Source organism: Vibrio coralliilyticus ATCC BAA-450, from assembly GCF_000176135.1.
Taxonomy (GTDB): domain Bacteria; phylum Pseudomonadota; class Gammaproteobacteria; order Enterobacterales; family Vibrionaceae; genus Vibrio; species Vibrio coralliilyticus.
The window spans coordinates 540,150-562,051 of record NZ_ACZN01000017.1 but is presented as its reverse complement, the minus strand read 5'-3'; the positions used below and the strand labels follow the sequence as shown (position 1 = coordinate 562,051).

The window sequence follows — 21,902 nt, the reverse complement described above, 5'->3', positions numbered from 1 at the left end:
AGTATGGTGGAAGCAAGCCTTTGCTTTTGACCTGAACTGCCCAATAACCAAGGCGTATTTATGCAAAGTGCTGAGCAGCATCAGACGAGTTCCACTCTTAATCAACAAACCAGCTCATCTTCTCAAGGAAAAAGTAAGAATCTCGGTATTCTTCTAGAACTGATTAAATTCATCAGACCGTATCAATGGAAGGTCATCGCCGCGTTGGTGGCATTGGTCTTCACTGCGTCATTAACACTGTCTGTTGGCCAAGGTGTGCGCCTGTTGATCGATGAAGGTTTTGCTCAGCAGTCGACGCAAGAGCTCAGTAGCGCCATTCAACTCATTCTTGCACTGACGGTGATGATTTCTATCGGCACTTTCTTTCGCTTCTACCTTGTTTCTTCAGTAGGGGAAAGGGTGAGTGCTGACATCAGGCTTGCGGTCTTTAACCATGTGATTACCCTTCACCCTAGTTACTTTGAAACCAATGGCAGCGGCGACATTATGTCGCGAATCACAACAGATACGACATTGTTGCAAAGCATCATTGGGTCGTCGTTTTCAATGGCGATGCGTAGCGCGTTGATGTGCGTTGGCGCAGTGATCATGCTGTTCGCCACTAACATCAAACTGACGCTCATTGTTTTAGCATCGGTCCCCTTTATCCTTGTACCTATTTTGTTTTATGGCCGACGGGTGCGAGCCTTATCTCGTCAAAGTCAGGACTCAATGGCTGATGTAGGTAGCTATGCAGGTGAAGCGATTGAACATATCAAAACCGTCCAGAGCTACAGCCATGAAGCCCAGGAAAGAGCGTCATTTGCTACGGAAGTCGAGCGAGCGTTCGAGATTGGCCGACAAAGAGTAAAGCAGCGCGCGATATTGATTTCGGGTGTGATTGTCATCGTCTTCAGCGCGATCTCAGGTATGCTCTGGGTAGGCGGTAGTGATGTCATCAATGGCACTATGTCTGGTGGTGATCTTGGTGCGTTTGTTTTCTACGCCATTATGGTAGCCTCTTCATTAGCAACCATTTCTGAGGTGTTGGGAGAACTGCAACGAGCGGCAGGGGCAACCGAAAGGCTTATTGAGATTCTGCAGGTTGAGAGCCACATTGTTGCTCCTAGTGATAAGGTGGTATCGACCCAACAACTCGCCAGCGAAGTAATATTTGATGATGTCACTTTCCATTACCCTTCGAGACCTGAACATGCCGCGATTGAGAACTTAGCTCTCAAGGCTGAAGAAGGAAAAGTACTGGCATTGGTTGGGCCTTCTGGGGCAGGGAAAACCACGTTGTTCGAACTTCTTCAGCGTTTCTATGATCCGCAATCAGGGCAAGTGACTTTGGGTGGCGTTGATGTTCGCCAAATGGATCCTAATGAACTGCGCCAGCAAATGGCTCTCGTGCCTCAACAACCTGCATTGTTCAGTAATAATGTCCTTCACAACATCCGTTATGGCAACCCAGATGCGACCGATGAGCAGGTGATTGAAGCGGCGAAAAAAGCACACGCTCATGATTTCATTATGAAATTACCAGAAGGTTACGATAGCTTCCTTGGTGAGCGTGGAGTGCGCTTGTCTGGCGGCCAGCGCCAGCGTATTGCAATTGCACGGGCCATTCTCAAAGACCCGAATATTTTGTTGTTAGACGAAGCGACCAGCGCACTGGACAGCGAAAGTGAACATCATGTTCAACAGGCGTTGGAAGAGCTGATGCGCAACCGAACCACCATCATCATTGCTCATCGCTTGTCGACAATTCAGCATGCCGATCAGATTGCCGTGTTAGACCACGGCAAGCTTGTGGATGTGGGTAACCATAATGAGCTACTGCAAAGCTGTGAGCTCTACCAGCGTTTGGTTGAATTGCAGTTTAAGCATATGGACCGATAACGCTTAGCCATAGGTGACGGCAGAAAGACAAATACCTCTACAACCTCAAGGAAAGAATAATAATGAGCAGTCAGTTGAAACAGCTTTGTCATACGATTTTCCCCGGTAACAAAGAAGACACGCCGGCAGAGCACTTTGCCAAAATGGCCGCATGGTGTGAAGAACACAATGTGGCTCACGACGTTTATGGCGAAGGAGAAACCATTCAGGCGTTTGAACAAAAAATTGCGGACTTGCTTGGTTACGAGGCGGCTTTGTTCGTGATTACGGGGACGATGACGCAGCCCACCGTATTGGAATTGGTCACTAAAGAGAAGCGCAACCCAGTGGTCGCAATGCATCCTTCCAGCCATATCTATATCCATGAAAGGCAAGGTTATCAGTTGCAAAATCGTTTCAGTATTCTTCCGATTGGTAACCAATATCAAACATGGTCACTGAAAGATCTGAAAGCGTGGCCTGATGAAATTGCGGCGGTATTGTATGAACTGCCTATGCGTGAAATTGGCGGGCAATTGCCTGATTGGGAAAGTCTGGAGGAGATTAAGTCCTACTGCGCGACGAATGGCATTCATCTACACATGGATGGTGCAAGGCTTTGGGAAACCGCGGCCTACTATCAGAAAGAGCACCATCAAATCGCTAAAGGTTTTGATACGGCTTATGTTTCTCTTTACAAAGGTATCAATGGTTTAGGTGGTTCTATGCTGCTGGGCTCAAAGGAATTTGTTGAGCGAGCATCGATTTGGATGAAGCGTCAGGGAGGCAATGTTTATCATCGTACCCCTTATGTTGTCTCAGCGGCCATGCAGTTTGATCAGAGGCTTAAGCAGCTCCCAACTCTGTTTGAGCGTACCAAACAAATCTACCGAATCCTTGAAGAGTATCCGACGCTTGTCGCCAATCCGATACAACCACAATCGAATATGCTGCATTTGATACTGCCGTTTAGTCATGAAAAAGCGTTAGAAGTGCAAAAGCAGCTGGCGAAAGAAAAGGGGATCTGGATTGGGCATCCGCAGGTTACAGGTCACCCACACCAGTCGGTTGTTGAGTGGTATGTGGGCGATAATCTGCTCAACATAAGTGATGAAGATCTAAGGCATACCTTCGAACTGATATCCAAGGTATAACTAACCCTAGATGCGCAAAAATGGGATAATATCTAATTAGTTGTTTAATTCATGGAGCCAGAATGAAACGAGTATTGGATGATTTGAACATTTTTTTTAGTGTGGTCGAAACGGGTAGTTTGAAAAAAACGGCTGAGTTGTTGTCCATGCCACACAGTACCGTCAGTAGACGTATTGATGCGTTAGAAAATAATTTGGGGTTAAAGCTCCTTCATCGTTCAACACGAGAAGTCAAGGTATCGTCCCGTGGGTATGAGCTTTACCGAGACTGCGCGCCAATGTTTGGTTCCATTCGACAATCTATCAATCACGCGGTTGATGCTGAGGTGTCGTTTCAAGGTAGTTTAAAAGTATCTATGCCAGTTAGAGCGGGCCTAGACTTTCTGGGGCCTTGGCTCATTGATTTCGCTAGTCAGCACTCTGAACTCAAACTTGACGTTTCTCTGTCTAATACCAATTTAAACCTGATACAAGATGATATTGATTTTGCGTTCAGAGTTGGTCCCTTAGTGGATTCTTCAGCAATAGCACTTCACCTCTGGGACATACCTTACAGTGTTTGTGCAACCCCTTCATTTATTGAAAAACACCAACTCACTGGGTATGTATCTTCAGCACTGATTGAGTCTTTACCTGCGGTTGTTTCTTTGCCCGCAAAACAATGGGCATTTGTTACTCAGGAGAAAGGAGAAGTTAGCCTCAGCCCTATGGCTGAGTTGCTCGTAGATGATTTGGAATTAGCCCTCCATGCGGTTATGAGTGGGAGGTACTTGGCATACTTGCCAACTTCAATGATAAGAAACCAATCCTTACTCGAAGTAAAGGTTGATTCTCTTCAGCCAAGGACACGCTCGATGTATGCTTATTATTTTGGTAGGCGACATGCGCAAAGCCAAATTAAGCACATTGTCAGCTATATAAAAGAGCGTTATTCAGAGATCAGTTAATCTTTATAATCCCACTTTTGCAATTCTGTTATCCGGTTATGCCAATTACGCAGCTTAAAAATATCACTTAGTATTTTCCTGCGAGCAAAAGCTAAACGAATTTTGGAGAAAGCATGAAAGCGATTGTAATTGAACAGACTGGTGGCAGCGAAAAACTTTTATACAAAGAGGTCGCAAAACCCGAGCTAAAGCCGGGACAAGTGTTGGTACAGGTACATGCCGCACCAGTGAATTTCATCGATACCATAATCAGAGAAGGGAATATGCCTCCTGGTATGATGCCAGAACTTCCATTTATTTCTGGAGTAGAGGGTAGTGGCATTGTTGTTGATGCCAATGATACTGAATTGGAACAAGGGCAAAAAGTTGCGTTTCTTGGCCCAATAGGTTTGTCAACATATGCGGAATACACTGCGGTTGAGGCTGATAAGTTAATTGCGTTGCCAGAATCTGCCGATTTGTTGCAAGCGGGCTCCATGCCAGTGACTTACTTTACGGCTTATCACATGCTACACAATGTTGTGCGAGCTGAGCAGGGTCGAACAGCATTGATTTATGCGTCTACTGGCGGGGTGGGGACGGCACTGATTCAGTTGGCAAAGGCTGCTGGGATTACCGTTATTGCACTTGACAGAAAAGATAGCAAGGTAGAGCAGGCGCTAAGTTTAGGCGCAGATTTCGCGTTTAATTCGACTGGCAACTGGGTTGATAAAGTTAAAGAAGTCACTAACGGTCATGGAGTGGACTATATCTTCAATCCAGTGGCAGGAGACAGTATCTCTGATGATTTAGAAGTGCTGGCAACGTTAGGCCATATCGTGATCTTTGGTTTTCTGGCGGGAGTGGGTGAAACAAACACTCAGGCTGAAGTCGTTAAGCATTTTGCCAAAGCTCCAACCATTTCGTACTCAGAAATTTATGCGACTTACTTTAGTAACTATCCGCTAGTGAAACGATCTATGGAATCTATCTATGCACTACTGGATAAAGGGTTGGTGACCCCTATTTATTCGACAGTACCTCTATCGGAGGCGGGCACAGCCCATGAACAACTTCAAGCAGGAAAAGTAATGGGTAAACTGCTGTTAGTGCCGTAGTGCTAGCATGTAGAAAAGGCTAGTCAAGAACTAGCCTTTTATTCGATATAGGGCTTGTTATCTAGTGAACAAAGACTGGAAGTTGTTCTTCGGTAAGGGCACTAGCTTTGGCAAAGTTGCTGTGCTCACTGACGCTGGTTACGTCCCAAATGCTAATATCCTGATGCATGTTTTTGGCGAAATAGAACATATGCCCCATATCAGTAACATTGGAAGTATCCCATCGACCAATATCCTGATTAAATTCGGTGGCGTAAGTGAACATTAAAGACATATTTGTGACGTTTGAGGTATTCCAGTGGCTAATATCTTGGTTAAAGCTACTTGCGCTGCTGAACATACGGAACATATTGGTTGTATTTTCGGTATTCCACTGCCCAATGTCTTGATTAAATTTATGTGCAGTGCTAAACATCTGGCTCATATCCGTGACATTTGACGTATCCCATTGGCCAATGTTGTGGTTGAAGTTTTTAGCGAAGTTAAACATGGAAGACATAGATGTCACATTAGCGGTGTCCCAGCGGCCAATATCTTGATTGAATCTGTATGCATTTCTGAACATCTGGATCATGCTTGTGACGTTTGATGTATCCCATTGGTCAATGCTCTGGTTGAAGCTCTCAGCACTGTCAAACATGTTCGACATGGTGGTCACATTAGACGTATTCCACTGCCCAATATCCTGGTCAAACGATTTTGCGTACCTGAACATATTGCTCATATCAGTGACGTTTGATGTATCCCATTGAGCTATGCTCTGGTTGAAGCTTTCAGCGTGGTAAAACATGTTAGACATGGTAGTAACATTAGATGTGTTCCATTGCCCAATAGGTTGGTCAAAAACATCAGCATAGTAAAAGATGTTTCGCATATCAGTAACTTTTGATGTGTCCCAATTCCCAATATCTTGGTTGAAGCTCCTTGCATAGTTGAACATGCTTATCATATTAGTTACTTTTGAAGTGTCCCATCTGCCAATGTTTTGATTAAAAGCTCTAGCTGAGCTAAACATACTCGACATATTAGTCACACTTGAAGTGTTCCAGTGACCGATATCTTGATTAAAAGCTGTTGCAGCATTAAACATACCTCTCATATTTTTTACTTTAGTGGTATTCCAGCGGCCAATGTCTTGGTTAAATGCCGCTGTTCGAGCGAACATGTTAGTCATATCTGTGACGTTAGAGGTATCCCAGCTTCCAATATCTTGATTAAACGCTTTAGCCTCATAAAACATATGCATCATATTGGTTACTTTTGATGTGTCCCAGTAGCCAATGTCTTGATCGAACGTCTTAGCACCACCGAACATCCACAACATATTAGTGACGTTTGAGGTATCCCAATGGCCGATATCTTGGTTGAAACTCTTTGCATTCATGAATGCTCTGCCCATGTCAGTTACGTTAGATGTATTCCAGTGGCCTATGTCTTGATCGAATGATGAAGCACCCTGAAACATCGTTCTAAAATCGTATACGTTGCTCGTGTCCCAATGGCCGATATCCTGGTTGAAGTTTGAAGCGAAACTGAACGTGCCCAGCATACTTATTACACTGGAGGTATCCCAATGCCCGATATCTTGGTTGAATTTGGATGCACCCGAGAACGTATACGCCATACTTCGGACACTAGACGTATCCCAGTGGCCGATGTCTTGGTTGAAACTCTTTGCATTCATGAATACTCTACTCATGTTAGTTACGTTAGATGTATCCCAATCACTGATTTCGCCATTGAAAGATTGGCGATCTTTGAAGAGTTCATACATATCAGTGACTTGACTGGTACAGAAACGGATATGGCCTTTTTCTAGGTTATCCAATAACGTCTTATTTTTGATTAGTTGGTTATCAACCACTACGTACACGTATCCTTTATCAAGGATCACTGAGTTAACGGGTGCATCGGGGCACTTTACCGCAATGTCGATTGCATAGGCTGTGCTACTTATTCCAAGCAAAGCGCAACTTAGCAAAGCCTTTCTGGCTAACGTTGATGTTTTCATTGTTATTTTTCCTGATAGATAGTTTTGAGTTGAAACAACACTAGTGAATAGACAAGGGTGTTTTTTCGAAAGAGAGTGTTCAGGTGAGAATCGAAAGTAATAAATAGGCTTTAGATTTCATCATTAAATATTTCTCTCAATATAAATTGAGTGGGATTATATTGATGAGATTCACTTTATAAAATAATGAGTTATGTGTTTTTATATGCAATTTGGTGAGTTTTAGCTCTAAAGCACAGAACTTATATATTTAAGTGATGAATGTGTTTTTAGTGGTGTATTGGCAGGGTGATAAAAAGAAAATAAAAAGGCGAACCTTGAGGTTCGCCTTTGATTTATCTGTATAGGAAAAATGAACTTAGTCTTCGTAATTCTCGATGCTAGGACAAGAACAGATTAGGTTACGGTCACCGTATACGTTATCTACACGGTTAACGGTAGGCCAGTACTTCCAAGACTTAGTGGCAGGTGAAGGGAAACAGCCCAAGTTCGCGCGAGTATGGGCGATCCCATTCTGCAGCAGAAAGATCAACTTGAGTATGCGGTGCATTAACCAGAGGGTTATTCTCTAGTGGCCATTCACCATTCTTCACTTTAGCCATCTCTTCGCGAATTGCGATCATTGCTTCACAGAAGCGGTCGATCTCTTCTAGATCTTCGGATTCTGTTGGCTCAACCATTAGCGTACCTGCAACAGGGAACGACATAGTTGGTGCGTGGAAGCCGTAGTCCATCAGACGCTTCGCGATATCTTCTTCGCTGATACCTGTTTCTTCTTTTAGCGGACGAATATCAATAATACATTCGTGTGCTACGCGGCCGTTCGTACCACGGTAAAGAACAGGGTAGTGAGGGCGTAGGCGCTCCATCATGTAGTTCGCGTTCAGAATCGCAACTTTAGTTGCATCTGTAAGGCCAGCTTCACCCATCATGGCGATGTAAGCCCAAGAGATAGGCAGAATAGAAGCGCTACCTAGGTCAGCTGCCGAGATAGCAAAGTCATCGCCTTCAACACCGTTCTCGATGTGGCCAGGAAGGAATGGCGCTAGGTGCGATTTCACACCGATAGGACCCATACCCGGACCGCCACCACCGTGTGGGATACAGAAGGTTTTGTGCAGGTTCAGGTGAGAAACGTCAGAGCCGATGAAGCCTGGAGACGTCAAGCCAACCTGTGCGTTCATGTTTGCGCCGTCTAGGTAAACCTGACCGCCAGCAGCATGAACCATTTCACACACTTCTTTCACTTGCTCTTCGTACACACCGTGCGTAGAAGGGTAAGTGATCATAATGCTAGAAAGGTTATCTTTGTGCTTCTCGATTTTTTCCGCTAGATCGTCGATATCAATGTTACCGTCGTCATCACATTTCACCACGACTACTTTCATTGACACCATAGATGCTGTCGCAGGGTTAGTACCGTGCGCAGAGCTTGGGATCAAACAAACGTTACGGTGACCTTCACCACGGCTGTCATGGTAGCGCTGAATCGCGATAAGACCAGCGTACTCACCAGACGCACCAGAGTTTGGTTGTAGTGAGAATGCATCGTAACCTGTGATTTCACACAGTTTCTCTTTCAAGTCTTTCGCTAGAGCTGAGTAACCTGCAGCTTGTTCGATTGGCGCGAATGGGTGAATTGAGCCGAATTCAGGCCAAGTTACAGGGATCATCTCAGCCGCAGCATTCAGCTTCATTGTACAGCTGCCCAGTGGAATCATACCGTGCGTCAGCGAGAAGTCTTTGTTCTCAAGCTGTTTCAGGTAACGCATCATCTGCGTTTCGCTGTGGTGCGTGTTGAATACTGGGTGAGTTAGGTATTCTGAAGTACGACGAAGCGCTTCAGGAATGGCCGCGAACTCGTTGCCTGCAATTTCAGAAGAAAGCGCGTTGATTTCTTCTTTTACGCCGAATACGGCAAATAGTGCTTCGATGTCGCCCGTTGTCGTTGTTTCATCGAAGCTCACGCCTAGCTTGCCGTCTAGCTTGCGTAGGTTGATGTCTGCTGCTTGTGCTTTCGCGTACAGCTCTTCTGTCTTACCAGCAGTGTTGATAGTTATGGTATCGAAGAAGCTGTTGTGCGCGAGCTCATAGCCTGACTTAGTCAGACCAGCTGCAAGAATAGCTGTCATGTGGTGAGTACGACGAGCAATAGTACGTAGACCTTCTGCGCCGTGGTAAACCGCGTAGAATGAAGCCATGTTTGCCAGTAGCGCCTGAGCCGTACAGATGTTTGATGTCGCTTTCTCGCGGCGGATGTGCTGCTCACGAGTTTGCATAGCCATACGCAGAGCTTGGTTGCCCTTAGTATCGATAGACACACCAATAACACGGCCTGGGATTGTACGCTTGTGCTTTTCACGTGTTGCCATAAAGGCTGCGTGTGGACCACCGTAACCCATAGGTACGCCGAAACGTTGAGCAGAACCGATGACAACGTCTGCACCCATTTCGCCTGCTGGCTTCAATAGCGCTGAAGCAAGTAGGTCAGTGGCTACGGCAACTAGTGTTTTGTTGGCTTGTGCTTTGGCGATGATGTCCGTTAGGTCGCGCACTTCACCCGTAGTACCTGGGTATTGTACCAATGCACCGAAGACATCTTGCTCAGGAAGAGATTCGAGAGAACCAACTTGTACGTCAAAGCCGATGTATTTAGCGCGAGTCTTAACCACTTCTAGCGTTTGTGGGTGAACATCGTCTGCTACGAAGAAGACGTTGCTCTTGCTCTTGCCGGCACGCTTACAAAGCGTCATCGCTTCACCAGCCGCCGTCGCTTCATCAAGAAGAGATGCGTTCGCGATATCCATTCCCGTCAAGTCCATCACCATTTGCTGATAGTTCAGCAATGCTTCTAGACGGCCTTGAGAAATTTCTGGTTGGTAAGGGGTATAAGCTGTGTACCAGCCTGGGTTTTCCAATACGTTACGTAGAATCACGTTTGGCGTAAAGGTGTTGTAGTAACCCTGACCGATGAATGTACGTTTAATTTGGTTTTGATCTGCGAATTCACGCATCGCAGCCAGCATGTCTGCTTCGCTCAATGCTTCAGCCATTGTCATTGGCTGCTCTAGGCGAATTTGAGCTGGTACGGTTTCGTCGATCAGTGCGTCAAGACTGGCAACATTGATCGCATCCAACATTTTTTGTTGGTCAGATTTATTTGGGCCGTTGTGGCGAGCAACGAACTCATTTTGTGTGCTGAGGCTTTGAAGTAATTCAGTCATTGTCCTTTACCTACTCCATCATTCGGGTATCGGATATCATTACTGATATAAATAATTATACGTCCGAACTTTGAAAAAAAGCTGCCTCCCGTTTGGGGGCAGCTTTAAACTCGTCCTAATTACTCGTCTTCGATCGAGTTTAGGTACTCTTCTGCGCTTTTCAGATTGTCTAGCTCTGATGCATCTGACATCTTCACTTTAACAATCCAACCGCCTTCGAAAGGTTCTTCGTTGATTAGCTCTGGGCTATCTTCTAACTCTTCGTTGATTTCTAGAATCTCACCAGTGATTGGCGCGTAGATATCTGAAGCTGCTTTTACAGATTCAACCAAAGAGAAGCTATCACCCGCTTCGATTTCTGCTTCAACTTCAGGTAGGTCTACGAATACAACGTCACCTAGCATTTCTTGTGCATGCTCTGAAATACCGATAGTTACTGTGCCGTCACCGTTGTCACGTACCCACTCGTGGCTATCTGCAAACTTCAGTGTGTTGTCCATTGCTTAATCTCCAAAAATATAACTTTGATTAAATTGTTTATTGGTAAAGTGGGTAGCGATTACACAGCGCTTTCACTTCTTTGCGAACGCGTTGTTCTACTTCTGCGTCACCTTCAGGGTTGTTCACCAATCCGTCCAGTACATCGCCAATCCAGTTACCGATGAGTTTGAATTCTTCAGCGCCAAAGCCGCGGCTTGTCCCCGCAGGCGTCCCTAAACGGATGCCCGATGTAATCATAGGCTTCTCTGAATCGAATGGGATGCCATTTTTGTTACATGTGATCCCTGCACGCTCCAACGCTTCTTCTGCTTTGTTACCTTTCAAGCCCTTAGGACGAAGGTCAACCAGCATCAGGTGCGTGTCAGTGCCGCCAGTCACAATGTCACAACCGCGAGTTTGCAATACTTCCGCCAGAACTTTTGCGTTATTGATCACTGAATCAATATAAGTATTGAATTCAGGGCCTAAAGCTTCACCGAAAGCGACGGCTTTAGCTGCGATCACGTGCATCAGTGGGCCACCTTGAAGGCCTGGGAATACCGCTGAGTTAATTTTCTTGATGATGTCTTCGTGGTTGGTCAGAATCATACCGCCGCGTGGGCCACGCAATGTTTTATGCGTTGTCGTTGTAACAACGTGTGCGTGTGGCAGTGGGCTAGGGTGAGCACCAGTCGCAATCAGACCTGCGATGTGCGCCATATCGACCATTAGAATCGCATCAACTTCATCAGCGATTTCACGGAATTTTGCGAAGTCGATAGTACGAGGAATAGCACTACCACCTGCGATGATCATTTTTGGTTTGTGCTCAAGTGCCAGAGCACGAACGTCTTCGTAGTTGATTTCTAGTGATTCACGATCCACACCGTACTGAACAGCGTTGAACCATTTACCAGAAAGAGCAGGGCGCGCACCGTGAGTTAGGTGGCCGCCAGCATCCAGAGACATGCCTAGGATAGTATCGCCAGGTTGAAGCAGAGCAAGTTTAACTGCGCCGTTTGCCTGTGCACCAGAGTGAGGCTGAACGTTAGCGAAATCGCATTTGAACAGCTGTTTAGCGCGCTCAATCGCGATTGCTTCTACGGTATCAACATGTTCACAACCGCCGTAGTAACGACGACCAGGGTAGCCTTCTGCGTATTTGTTGGTTAGGCAAGTGCCTTGAGCTTGCATCACTGCTTTTGAAACAATGTTTTCTGAAGCAATGAGCTCGATTTGTTCGTTCTGACGAGTGTTCTCCGCTTGGATACCTGCGAAAACCGCGTCGTCTGTAGCAGCAAGATTAGTCGAGAAAAAGTTCTCTAGGCTGTGATTTTGGTAAGTGTTGTTCATGGTAGATGACCTTCCATTCGTGCTAACGAGATTATTAATAGGGTTATCGCTCTCGTTAGTCCTCTTTCTATTTACTGCCCTCAAAAACGAAGACAGGGTGAATTCTATACCCCTAAGCGATGTGTCAAATCTTGGGGAAAAGCCGAATCTCACTGTTAAATCACTTTATCAGTCAGTTCGGAAATAGCATCTCTACAACTAACAAGTTGGTAACATAGCGGTTGTCGAAGGAACAATCAACCAAAAATTTCCTATTGGAAACATGGTTTCTAAAACTGTTACCGAGAGCACGCTTTATTTCCTATTGTTATCTTTCCTCTCTGAATGGGTTCGTGCACAATGAAAATGGAACAGGAAGTGGACGTTTAATAAGAGGGAAGCATGCCCGAAGATATCTATGATGAGTACCCATCTTTGACTCTGGCAAAAGAGGCCGTCGATCAAAACATCGAACCCCTAAAATTGGGTGAGAGAATCAAGGATATTCGCGGTAAGTTAGGGATTACTCTTGAAGAGGCAAGTCAACGCACTGGCCTCGCTCGTTCGACCCTAAGTAAGATAGAGAATGAGCAGATTTCTCCTACGTTTCAGGCGATGCAGAAACTGGCGCTTGGATTGCAGATAGATATGCCTCAACTATTTGAACCGCCTAGAAAAAAGGTGGCAACAGGACGTAGGGATATCACTAAGAATAAGCAGGGAAAACCACACCCGACACCGACCTACGAACATGAGCTCTTGGCGACTCAGCTTTCCAATAAGAAAATGATGCCTTTTAAAAGCCAAGTTCATGCGCGAAACTTTGAAGAGTACGGTGATTGGGTACGTCATGACGGTGAAGAGTTTTTGCTGATTTTGTCTGGCTCTGTCATGTTCTATTCGGAGTTTTACGAACCGGTAGAATTGAGTGAAGGTGACAGTGTTTATTATGACGCAAACATGGGCCATATGCTCATCTCAACCAGTGAGCAGGATGCCAATATTTTGTGGGTGACCGCTAAATAACACGATTTATAAAGAATTTCGTATAGTGAAGGCAAACGTTTGCTTTTGCGATTTAGATGAGTACAATAGCGCCATCTCGGACAGAATCAGTCTGAGATGGCGCTTTCTTTTTGCCCCTTTGAATGTGAATATGATGTTAAATGTCACACTTTAGACTGTTCCCTTGTTGTTAATGGTGCAAAAATTCTCCACTCGTGTTTATTATTGGAAACAAGGTTTCCTTGAACGGGAAACGAACCTGATTAAATGGAGACAACAATGACTCAAGATCTACTCAAAACACCACTTCATACGCTTCACGTAGAAGCTGGTGCGAAAATGGTTCCTTTCGCAGGCTACGACATGCCAGTCCAATACAAACTGGGTGTAAAGAAAGAGCACTTACATACTCGCGACGCTGCGGGTCTTTTTGATGTGTCTCACATGGGACAACTTCGTTTGCACGGTGAAGGTGCCGCAGCGTTTCTTGAGTCGTTAGTTCCAGTTGACATCATTGACCTACCACAGGGCAACCAGCGCTATGCTTTCTTTACTAATGAAGAAGGCGGCATCATGGATGACCTAATGGTGGCAAACCTAGGCGACCACCTATTTGTTGTGGTTAACGCAGCGTGTAAAGAGCAGGACATCAACCACCTTGAAGCTCACTTACCAACGGGTGTTGAGCTAGAGATCATCGATGATCGCGCATTGCTGGCTCTTCAAGGTCCTAAAGCAGTCGATGTGCTTAAGCGTTTCAACCCAGAGTAGCCGAGATGCTATTTATGGATGTGAAGAAGTTAGACATCCTAGGTGTTGAGTGCATCGTTAGCCGTAGTGGCTACACAGGTGAAGACGGTTATGAAATCTCTGTGCCGAACACGCATGCTGAAGAACTTGCGCAGAAGCTAACAGCGGAAGAAGAAGTGGAGTGGATTGGTCTTGGTGCACGTGATTCACTTCGTCTAGAGTGTGGTCTGTGCCTATACGGACACGATCTTGATACAACGACGACACCTGTAGAAGCAAGCCTTCTTTGGGGTATTCAGAAAGTTCGTCGTACAGATGGTGAGCGCGCTGGTGGTTTCCCTGGTGCGGATATCATCCTTAAGCAGATTGAAACTAAAGACGTATCACGTAAGCGCGTTGGTCTAGTAGGTCAGACGAAAGCGCCAGTACGTGAGGGTGCTGAGCTGTTTGATGCTGATGACAACAAAGTCGGTGTCGTGACCAGTGGTACAGCGGGTCCAAACGCAGGTAAGCCTGTCTCAATGGCTTATGTACGTGCAGATCTTGCAGCAATCGGCACTGAATTGTTCGCAGATGTTCGTGGTAAGAAGCTGCCTATGACTATTGAAAAAATGCCATTTGTTCCTCAACGTTACTACCGTGGCTAATCTTTCAAAATAAATAGTATTTGATTGAATTTTAAAATCCGATATTGGGTGACCAATATCGGATTTTTACGTTCTGAGTAAGGATATTAAGTTGGCTGCCTGAGGTAGGTATTCGCTCAGTATGCCGAAATGCCAAACTCTCTTAATTTAGCAGGGAGGACATCGTCAAGTTTGTCGATGTCTTCAGGCTCGACTTCAATCAAATCAAATTGATGTTGCTCGTATATTCGTTTGATGTCGGCTTTTTCGTTCTCGGGGAATGCTCCGGCATCACGCCCCCAATATTGCAAGTAGACTTTGCCCGTGGGCAGATAGAAATCGCTGAGGACATCTTCTTCAATAGGTAATTGACGGTCATAGGCGTGAACAATGCCATTCATATAGAGCCAGTTATCAATCTTCAACTCTGCTTTTGAGCGTACGTAGTGCCCATCCAGCGTGCGGTGTTTAGCTTCGAACTTCTGTCGAAAACTCGATATGGATTTGTCTGTTGCGTGAGCTTCAGCATCTTGGCCGGAAAATTCTATTACCGACTGTTTCAGGCGTTTGTTGCGGATGATGGAGTCATGCCAGACAGCAAAGTGATTACCACTCTCTTTGTCTTCTCTCTGGTAGCCACCGACTTTGAGACCATTAGCTGTAACTTCCCAGCCTGCGTTGACCTTTTGCAACCAACCCAGCTCCTGAAGGAGTTGGTTGATCTTCTTAGCATTGAGCGAGAAACGCTCGCCAATTTGGGTCGCACTTAAAGACTTACCGCTCGTTGCGGCGGTATCTATCAGGAGGTTTTCTGGCCAGACGATAAACTGACCGAACTTCTGGTGCTGGACATACTCTCCGCCAAACTTTTCCCCAAGCTCCGTCAATACCCACGCATCCTCTGAGCGATTGATATAACCCGCCAGCTTAAGCTCCTGAAACAACTGCTTAGCATCAGTTTGACGCAATTTTGCCAGTGCAGTTGTAGAGATTTTTTCAGCCATGTGTCCTCCTTTGCCAGTGTTACCAGCTTAGGGATATTGTTGGAGAAAAAGGTTATCTAATCAAGTAGATAGTCGCTGTTCTGATGGTGACTTATCAGAACAGCGAAGGATTAAGCTTTCGCGTGGAAGATGGCCATTGAACTGGGAGCGATTAGGACTTGCTTGTGATCTATGGTCTGATGCAATTCGTGATTGTCAGTATTGCATACCATGGTCCATTGCTGCTGATTCTCGCTAGGTAAACTGAAGCGTGCTGGCGCGTTGGTTTGGTTGATGCAGTAGAATAACTCGTCACCATGTTTGCCGATACCCAACTGAAGGGCAACCGAACTAAGCTGATTCCAATCGTCGTGTTCCATGAATGTGCCGTCAATGCGTCGCCAATGGATGCGATTGTCGTTTCTGTTCTCCCCACTAAATGCTCGAATAAATGGCACCATGTAAGTTTGTCGTGCCTGAACCATATTCGCTAGCCAGGTTTTGAATTCGTCTTTTTCATGAGAGGACTGCCAATTCAGCCAACTCAGTTCATTATCCTGACAGTAGGCATTGTTGTTGCCTTTTTGGCTATGTGAAAGCACGTCAGCGGTCAGTATATGAGGAATACCAAAAGCGAATAGTAGGCTGGCCATAAAATTACGCTTTTGCTTCTCACGTTTTTCGATGATGCTTGGGTTTTCAGTGTCACCTTCAACGCCATAGTTATCGGAACGATTGTCTCCGTGGCCATCTCGGTTTTGTTCACCATTGGCCTCATTGTGTTTGTGACGGTAAGACACCAGATCCTGCATCGAGAAGCCATCGTGATAAGTAATGTAGTTAACGGTCAGCTTGTATGGCCAGTTTGCAGCGCTGTATAGGTCACGTGAGCCCATCAGCCGCGTCGCAAACTCTTTCAGGTAACCTTGATCGCCTCGCCAGAAGCTGCGAGTAATATCCCGTAGTCGGTCGTTACATTCATTCCAGCCAAATGGGAAGTTACCCACTTGATAGCCGTTAGGGCCGATATCCCATGGCTCAGCGATAAGCTTGACTTCTTTGAGGACTGGGTCTTGAGCCACCGCTTTGAAGAAGCCAGAATTTGGATTGAAGTCTTCGCCTTCTCTCCCCAAAGTTGCCGCAAGATCGAAGCGGAAACCATCGATTTGATACTCTTCAACCCAATACCTAAGGGTATCCATCACTAGATTGAGAGCTGGTTGGTAGGATAAGTCGAGGGTATTCCCACAACCTGTAAAATTTGCAAAATGCTCACCGTACTTAAAGTAGTAACGATCATCCAGTGCTTTTAAGTTAAACACTGGGCCTTTTTCATCGCCTTCTGCAGTGTGGTTATACACAACATCGAGGATTACCTCGATACCATGTCGGTGAAGTTCACGAATCGCTGTTTTGAGTTCAGTTACTGCATCTTGAGCAGCGTAGCGAGGGTCCGGAGCCATAAACACATAAGGGTTGTAGCCCCAGTAATTGACCTTATCCATCTTGAGTAGGTGCGGCTCGTGCATACAAGCGGCAATGGGCAACAGTTGTAAAGTATTAATCTGCTGCTCTTTGTAGAACGCAAGCATTGCATCGCTAACTAAACCAAGATAGCTCCCCTGGTATTGCGTTGGTACGTTGGGGTTTAGCTTTGAGACTCCTTTAACATGAGTTTCAAATAACACCATTTCTTCGCGTGGTCGATATGGTTTCTCTATGCCCTGCCAATCAAACTCATTTTGAATGACCACACATTTGGATAAATCAAAGCTCTTTGCTGAATTAAAAGGGGTTTCGTAAAAAAGTGGCTTATCCAGCGCTTTTGCATACGGGTCTGAAATTAACTGAAGGTTATCTTCGTCACCAATTATAAAACCGTATCTTTGCCCAGCCTTCACTCCGGGAATAAAAGTGTGTTTTATCCCTGCATATTCATTGGTGAGTGAAAAGGTTTGGTAATTATTTTTTTCATCAAAAAGCGCAAGTTGGAGATCTTTATTCTTAGGTGCGTAAATCGCGAAGTTACAGCCTTCGTGATTCAACGTAGCACCAAGAGGATAGGGGCGAGAACAAGGCATCGTTAATATTTGGTATTAGTTTGTAATTTAGTAACTACAAGTAAGTAAATAGCTTTGTCGAAGAGACGTCAAGAACCTTATGTATAAAATAAAAATGTAATTTTATTTCATGGCGGAGATGTTTTTTTGTTTAAAAGGTGAGCTATGTGACATTTTGTGAGGTAGCTATAAAAGAATCTTATACCTCCTCCCCCTTATATTTGTGACATAAGCCTAATGTACGTCGTGCGGTTATTTTTCTCATCCCTTCTCATCCCCCCAAAATAAGTTTTAGGTGGAGGAAGTCATCCTTGAGCCTTATCGGTAATCTTGTCAGCAGTTGAAGCAAATGGGGTTTAGGCAATATAGCTTGGCCCATCTTACCTCTCTTTTTGATGGGTTCTGTTCCTGCCTTTTCAGAGCGAATCAACGAGCGAGTTAAAAGAATAATAAACCCTAAATGGAGTTAAAAATGAAAAAAGTAAGTGTAATTGCTGCCGCAGTGGCTGCGACATTAGCGGCTGGTTCTGCTTTCGCAGTAGATTTCAATGGTTACTTCCGTGCTGGCACTGGTATCAGTGACAACACTGGTGGTGATGTCTCTGTAAGCAAAAACGGTATTGGTCGTCTAGGTAACGAAAACGACAACTACTACGAGTTTGGTTTTGCGGAAGAGCTGAAAACGGGTGAACAAACTTGGCGCGTTGAGTCAATGTTAGCGAAAGGTAATGATGATGGTAAATCAGGCTGGGAAGCTGGAGATATAAACGTCGCTCAGTTCGCTGTTAAAGCAAAAGGCCTGATTGCTTCAGATAAAGAAGCAACCATGTGGGCGGGTAAAACGTACTACCAACGTAAAGATATCCACATCACTGACTTCTACTTCCTAAACACATCTGGTACTGGTGGTGGTATTGAAAACCTTTCAGTAGGTAACCAGAAGCTTTCTGTTGCGATTATTCAAGACGGCGAAGTCACGGCAAACAATGTAAAACAGTCTGCTGGCTACATTCTAGATACACGTCTTGCAAACATTGGCCTTTGGGAAGATGCATCTCTTGAACTAGCACTAGCTTACAACTTCTCTACAGAAACAGCTGACGGTACAGAAGCGGCAGACGACGGTCTATTAGCGTCTGCAATTATCCACCAAGGTATGTCTAACGGTTTCAACCAGACTGTGCTTCAATTTGGTACAAATGGTTACGGTACTCAAGTTGCTAACTTCGGCTCTGGCGCATACTACAACCGTGGTAATGATTCACAGAATGACGCATCTGGTTACCGCTTGATCAACTGGGGTGTAATGAACCTTGGTGAAAACTGGGAAATGGGCCACCAACTAGCATACCTAGCAGGTAGCGATATCGGTAACACGACAACTTCTTCTAAGTTTGACATTGACCAGTACTCGGTAGTTGTTCGCCCTATGTATAAGTGGAACGACACAATGCGTACTATCTTTGAAGCGGGTGTAAACTCAGGTGAGAAGATCAACTCTGCAGGTACTGCGACTGAAGACTTCGGCAACACTAAACTGACTGTTGCTCAAGGTTGGGCGATGGGTGACAGCTTCTGGGCTCGTCCAGAACTACGCGTGTACGGTTCTTACATCACTGATACAGAAAACGACAACGCATTTGGTACAGGCGAAGATTCTGAATACGTTGTTGGTGTTCAGGTAGAAGCTTGGTGGTAATAGACAAATTACTGTCCTAATTGTCTAAGTCCGATTATGATAGCCGACAATTGTCGGCTATTTTTTTAAGCACTTTTCCCCCTGAGTATTTAAAAAAATAAAATAAGGAAAACCCTATGTATTTTCGTGCCCTCGTCCTTAGTGGCTGCGTTGCACTAGCAGGCTGCCAATCTCCTGAAGTAATCCAACAAGTTCAAACTGCACAAGCTGAGCAAGTAGACTCAATCTCTGCGTTGCAGGCTGTGACGATGAAGTTGCCAAGTAGCACCATCGTAGAAATTACCCCTAAGTCTCAGACGTTAAAGTACCAAGACATCAACAGCCCTGTTGCGATGTTTGAATTACCTGCAGACCGTGGTGAGTACTCAATCACCATCACTAGTATGATTGGGGATACGGCGTTTGTTCCTAGAGCGCTAATTGTCGATAAAAATGGTCGTGAGCTAGAAAACTACGGAAGCGAAAAATTTGAATACACTAAGCCTCGCCTGAATCTTGGTAACCGCTTAGTTGCAGAAGTTGATTTCTTTCCGCCAACTCATACTGAGTCTGTTTACCTGATTGTCTACACCGATAAGAGTGAATTGGGTAAAGCGACCATGGTTGCCCACCCTGCAAGATTAGATGCAGAGGGGCGTGGAAACTATCTACCAGAAGTAAAAGATATTGCCATTCCAAACTCTGAGTACGGCAAAGTGGAAGTTTCTATTGATCGTTTAGGCTTCTTCAAGCAGTTGGGCTCTTCAAGCTCAGCAGAGACCAACACCAAACCAGTAATGGCAAAGAGTGTTGAAGTTGTACAGCCTGAAACTCAAAAATACTATCATCAGGCAATTACCGCTGCGGTTGAGTCGAATGACTTGAACAAGGCAATCAGTCTGTTGGAAGAAGCGAAGGCACTTAATGTTGAAGGTGCTCAGGAAATCTTCGTAAAAGCAGTGAACGCTAAAAAGTAAAAATAGCCAACAATAAAAAGCCGCTGCCAGATTCATCTGGCAGCGGCTTTTTGATCGCGGTGGATTAAACTTTAAAATATTTTAGTTGGTCTGTGAGGTGCTCAGCTGTATTAGCCATCAGTTGACTGTCTTCAGCTAGAGAGTGAGAAGCCTGAAGTACCTCATTGGCTGCCAAGTGAATGCCAGACACATTTTCGTTCATTTCTGTGGCCACAGTACTTTGTTGTTCCGAAGCAGCAGCAATCTGTGCCACCATATCGTTGGCATTCTGCATCTCTGACACTATTACATCAAGCTGCTCGCGAGTTTTGTTCGATGCCGAGACGCTTTCGTCAACTTTTTCATTGCTGCTTTGCATTGCCGTAAAGGTTCTGCCAGCTTGCTCAATAAGCTTTTCAATCGTCACTTGGACTTCGTTTGTGGAATTCTGTGTTCGGCTAGCCAAATTACGCACTTCATCAGCGACTACCGCAAAACCACGGCCTTGTTCACCTGCACGGGCTGCTTCAATGGCGGCATTTAAGGCGAGTAAGTTTGTTTGTTCAGAAACGTCTCTAATCACACCGACCACATTGCTGATTTCGTTGACGCCAGTTTGGAGATCCGTCACCAAATCATGAGCCGTAGAAATATTGCGAGACACCTCCGCAATCGTATTTGAAGTGGTTTGCATAGTTTGATCATTGCGATGAGCGTGTTCGACCACTTTGTTAGTACTTACTGCGGTGTTCTCTGCGTTGGTTGCAACATCTGAAATCGTCGCACTCATTTCAGTCATTGCTGTCGACAAAAGCTCTAACTGTGCATGTTGAGAATTTACGCTGGTTGCGGCCTCTTCACTGGCTTGAGCAATATTACATGCCATAGCACTGGACTGTTCTGCAGACTGGTGCGCAGTGCGTAAAGTATCCTGAAGCTTGCTCAGCATTTTGTCGATTTGCTGGCTCATTTCGCCCAGCTCATCTTTCCTCGACATATTCATACGTACACGAAGATCGCCATCCGCGATCTTGTGGGTGTTATCGATCAATCGGTGCAATGGTGTGATGATGTTGTTTGAAATTGTGTAGCCCATGGCGAGCAAGATGGCTGACAGGATAGAAGCAACAAACGCCTCCTTTAAGGCAAGTGCATAAAATGCCTCTTGAATATCAGCCACTAGTAGACCTGAACCGATAATCCAGCCCCACTCAGGGAAAAGTTGAACGTAGGAAATCTTATCTTTAAGCTCGCCTTGCGGGCTCTTCCACTGATAGTCAAGGAACCCTTTCTGCGCGCTTGTTTGAGAAATAGCGACCATTTCTCGCCAGTGAAATTTACCAGCACCGTCTTTAAAGTTCTCGGCATTTTGCCCGTTGAGTGCTGGTTTAATCGGATGCATGACCACCTGCATCTTCTGGTCGAGAATCCAAAAATAGTTGGACTCGTCATAACGCAGCGCTTTAATCGCGTCCAATGCTTGCTGCTTTGCAGCTTCCTCCCCAAGAGTTTGTCTCTGATCGTAATAGTGCTGAACCAAACTCACGGTCGCTTCCACTTGAGCACTGAGTTTGTCTTCTCGTTCATTCAGGGAGCTTGTCCGTTGTTGGATCAAATTATAGGTACACGCCATCGCAATAAAAATTATTGCCAAGGCAACAATGGTCGCCAGTTTATATTTGACGGTGAGATCGCTGAGTTTCATCGTTAAGCCATTCTTATAGTTTATGTTTTGATTT

At 45.3% G+C, this 21,902-nt stretch carries 13 protein-coding genes and 2 pseudogenes; 8 read left to right on the top strand and 7 right to left on the bottom strand.

Features of this window, described 5'->3' with window-relative positions:
* Positions 1-60: 60 nt before the first annotated feature.
* The 4 genes from VIC_RS17680 (at position 61) to VIC_RS17665 (ending at position 5,058) form a co-directional block, all read left to right on the top strand.
* Entirely contained in the window at positions 61-1,881 is a 1,821-nt protein-coding gene (locus tag VIC_RS17680) for an ABC transporter ATP-binding protein/permease (protein ID WP_006961451.1), read from the top strand.
* 62 nt (positions 1,882-1,943) lie between these two features.
* The gene (locus tag VIC_RS17675) at positions 1,944-3,014 is read left to right on the top strand and encodes a threonine aldolase family protein (RefSeq protein WP_006961450.1); all 1,071 of its coding nucleotides are present in this window, start codon (positions 1,944-1,946) and stop codon (positions 3,012-3,014) included.
* A gap of 62 nt (positions 3,015-3,076) precedes the next feature.
* Positions 3,077-3,961 carry a LysR family transcriptional regulator gene (locus VIC_RS17670; RefSeq protein ID WP_006961449.1) on the top strand — a complete coding sequence of 295 codons (885 nt, stop codon included), beginning with the start codon at positions 3,077-3,079 and terminating at the stop codon, positions 3,959-3,961.
* A gap of 113 nt (positions 3,962-4,074) precedes the next feature.
* Positions 4,075-5,058 carry a quinone oxidoreductase family protein gene (locus VIC_RS17665; RefSeq protein ID WP_006961448.1) on the top strand — a complete coding sequence of 328 codons (984 nt, stop codon included), beginning with the start codon at positions 4,075-4,077 and terminating at the stop codon, positions 5,056-5,058.
* A 61-nt stretch (positions 5,059-5,119) separates the two neighbouring features.
* Here the strand turns inward: VIC_RS17665 and VIC_RS17660 are convergent, their stop codons facing one another.
* The 4 genes and pseudogenes from VIC_RS17660 to VIC_RS17645 all read right to left on the bottom strand — a co-directional run bounded on the left by VIC_RS17660 (position 5,120) and on the right by VIC_RS17645 (position 12,126).
* Positions 5,120-7,069, bottom strand: a complete 1,950-nt coding sequence (locus VIC_RS17660; RefSeq protein ID WP_006961447.1) for a BspA family leucine-rich repeat surface protein — start codon at positions 7,067-7,069, stop codon at positions 5,120-5,122.
* A 358-nt stretch (positions 7,070-7,427) separates the two neighbouring features.
* Positions 7,428-10,293 (bottom strand): annotated as a pseudogene (gene gcvP / locus VIC_RS17655) (aminomethyl-transferring glycine dehydrogenase).
* 119 nt (positions 10,294-10,412) lie between these two features.
* The gene (gene gcvH / locus VIC_RS17650; protein WP_006961445.1) at positions 10,413-10,793 is read right to left on the bottom strand and encodes a glycine cleavage system protein GcvH; all 381 of its coding nucleotides are present in this window, start codon (positions 10,791-10,793) and stop codon (positions 10,413-10,415) included.
* A 37-nt stretch (positions 10,794-10,830) separates the two neighbouring features.
* Entirely contained in the window at positions 10,831-12,126 is a 1,296-nt protein-coding gene (locus tag VIC_RS17645; RefSeq protein WP_006961444.1) for a serine hydroxymethyltransferase, read from the bottom strand.
* Between the two features lie 381 nt (positions 12,127-12,507).
* Between VIC_RS17645 and VIC_RS17640 the strand changes: the two genes are divergently transcribed.
* Positions 12,508-13,131 carry a helix-turn-helix domain-containing protein gene (locus VIC_RS17640; protein WP_006961443.1) on the top strand — a complete coding sequence of 208 codons (624 nt, stop codon included), beginning with the start codon at positions 12,508-12,510 and terminating at the stop codon, positions 13,129-13,131.
* 258 nt (positions 13,132-13,389) lie between these two features.
* Positions 13,390-14,507: pseudogene (gcvT, locus tag VIC_RS17635) on the top strand (glycine cleavage system aminomethyltransferase GcvT).
* A gap of 116 nt (positions 14,508-14,623) precedes the next feature.
* Here the strand turns inward: gcvT and VIC_RS17630 are convergent.
* Positions 14,624-15,490 (bottom strand): hypothetical protein, encoded by an 867-nt coding sequence (locus VIC_RS17630; protein WP_006961442.1) that lies wholly within the window; start codon positions 15,488-15,490, stop codon positions 14,624-14,626.
* Positions 15,491-15,600: 110 nt separating this feature from the next.
* Entirely contained in the window at positions 15,601-17,550 is a 1,950-nt protein-coding gene (gene glgX, locus VIC_RS17625; RefSeq protein WP_039952163.1) for a glycogen debranching protein GlgX, read from the bottom strand.
* A 451-nt stretch (positions 17,551-18,001) separates the two neighbouring features.
* On the opposite strand from glgX, the gene lamB reads away from it, so the two are divergent.
* Entirely contained in the window at positions 18,002-19,228 is a 1,227-nt protein-coding gene (gene lamB, locus VIC_RS17620; protein WP_006961440.1) for a maltoporin LamB, read from the top strand.
* A gap of 116 nt (positions 19,229-19,344) precedes the next feature.
* Complete coding sequence (locus VIC_RS17615) at positions 19,345-20,184, top strand: MalM family protein (RefSeq protein WP_006961439.1); 840 nt, start codon at positions 19,345-19,347, stop codon at positions 20,182-20,184.
* 64 nt (positions 20,185-20,248) lie between these two features.
* On the opposite strand, the gene VIC_RS17610 is transcribed toward VIC_RS17615, so the two are convergent.
* Positions 20,249-21,868: a methyl-accepting chemotaxis protein gene (locus VIC_RS17610; RefSeq protein WP_006961438.1), complete on the bottom strand. Its 1,620-nt coding sequence runs from the start codon at positions 21,866-21,868 to the stop codon at positions 20,249-20,251.
* Positions 21,869-21,902: the final 34 nt, after the last annotated feature.

What these genes read in the sequence shown, in the direction of transcription:
- VIC_RS17680 (WP_006961451.1), top strand. Translation starts at nt 61, where the DNA reads ATGCAAAGTGCTGAGCAGCATCAGACGAGTTCCACTCTTAATCAACAA.
- VIC_RS17675 (WP_006961450.1), top strand. Translation starts at nt 1,944, where the DNA reads ATGAGCAGTCAGTTGAAACAGCTTTGTCATACGATTTTCCCCGGTAAC.
- VIC_RS17670 (WP_006961449.1), top strand. Translation starts at nt 3,077, where the DNA reads ATGAAACGAGTATTGGATGATTTGAACATTTTTTTTAGTGTGGTCGAA.
- VIC_RS17665 (WP_006961448.1), top strand. Translation starts at nt 4,075, where the DNA reads ATGAAAGCGATTGTAATTGAACAGACTGGTGGCAGCGAAAAACTTTTA.
- VIC_RS17660 (WP_006961447.1), bottom strand. Translation starts at nt 7,069, where the DNA reads ATGAAAACATCAACGTTAGCCAGAAAGGCTTTGCTAAGTTGCGCTTTG.
- gcvH (WP_006961445.1), bottom strand. Translation starts at nt 10,793, where the DNA reads ATGGACAACACACTGAAGTTTGCAGATAGCCACGAGTGGGTACGTGAC.
- VIC_RS17645 (WP_006961444.1), bottom strand. Translation starts at nt 12,126, where the DNA reads ATGAACAACACTTACCAAAATCACAGCCTAGAGAACTTTTTCTCGACT.
- VIC_RS17640 (WP_006961443.1), top strand. Translation starts at nt 12,508, where the DNA reads ATGCCCGAAGATATCTATGATGAGTACCCATCTTTGACTCTGGCAAAA.
- VIC_RS17630 (WP_006961442.1), bottom strand. Translation starts at nt 15,490, where the DNA reads ATGGCTGAAAAAATCTCTACAACTGCACTGGCAAAATTGCGTCAAACT.
- glgX (WP_039952163.1), bottom strand. Translation starts at nt 17,550, where the DNA reads ATGCCTTGTTCTCGCCCCTATCCTCTTGGTGCTACGTTGAATCACGAA.
- lamB (WP_006961440.1), top strand. Translation starts at nt 18,002, where the DNA reads ATGAAAAAAGTAAGTGTAATTGCTGCCGCAGTGGCTGCGACATTAGCG.
- VIC_RS17615 (WP_006961439.1), top strand. Translation starts at nt 19,345, where the DNA reads ATGTATTTTCGTGCCCTCGTCCTTAGTGGCTGCGTTGCACTAGCAGGC.
- VIC_RS17610 (WP_006961438.1), bottom strand. Translation starts at nt 21,868, where the DNA reads ATGAAACTCAGCGATCTCACCGTCAAATATAAACTGGCGACCATTGTT.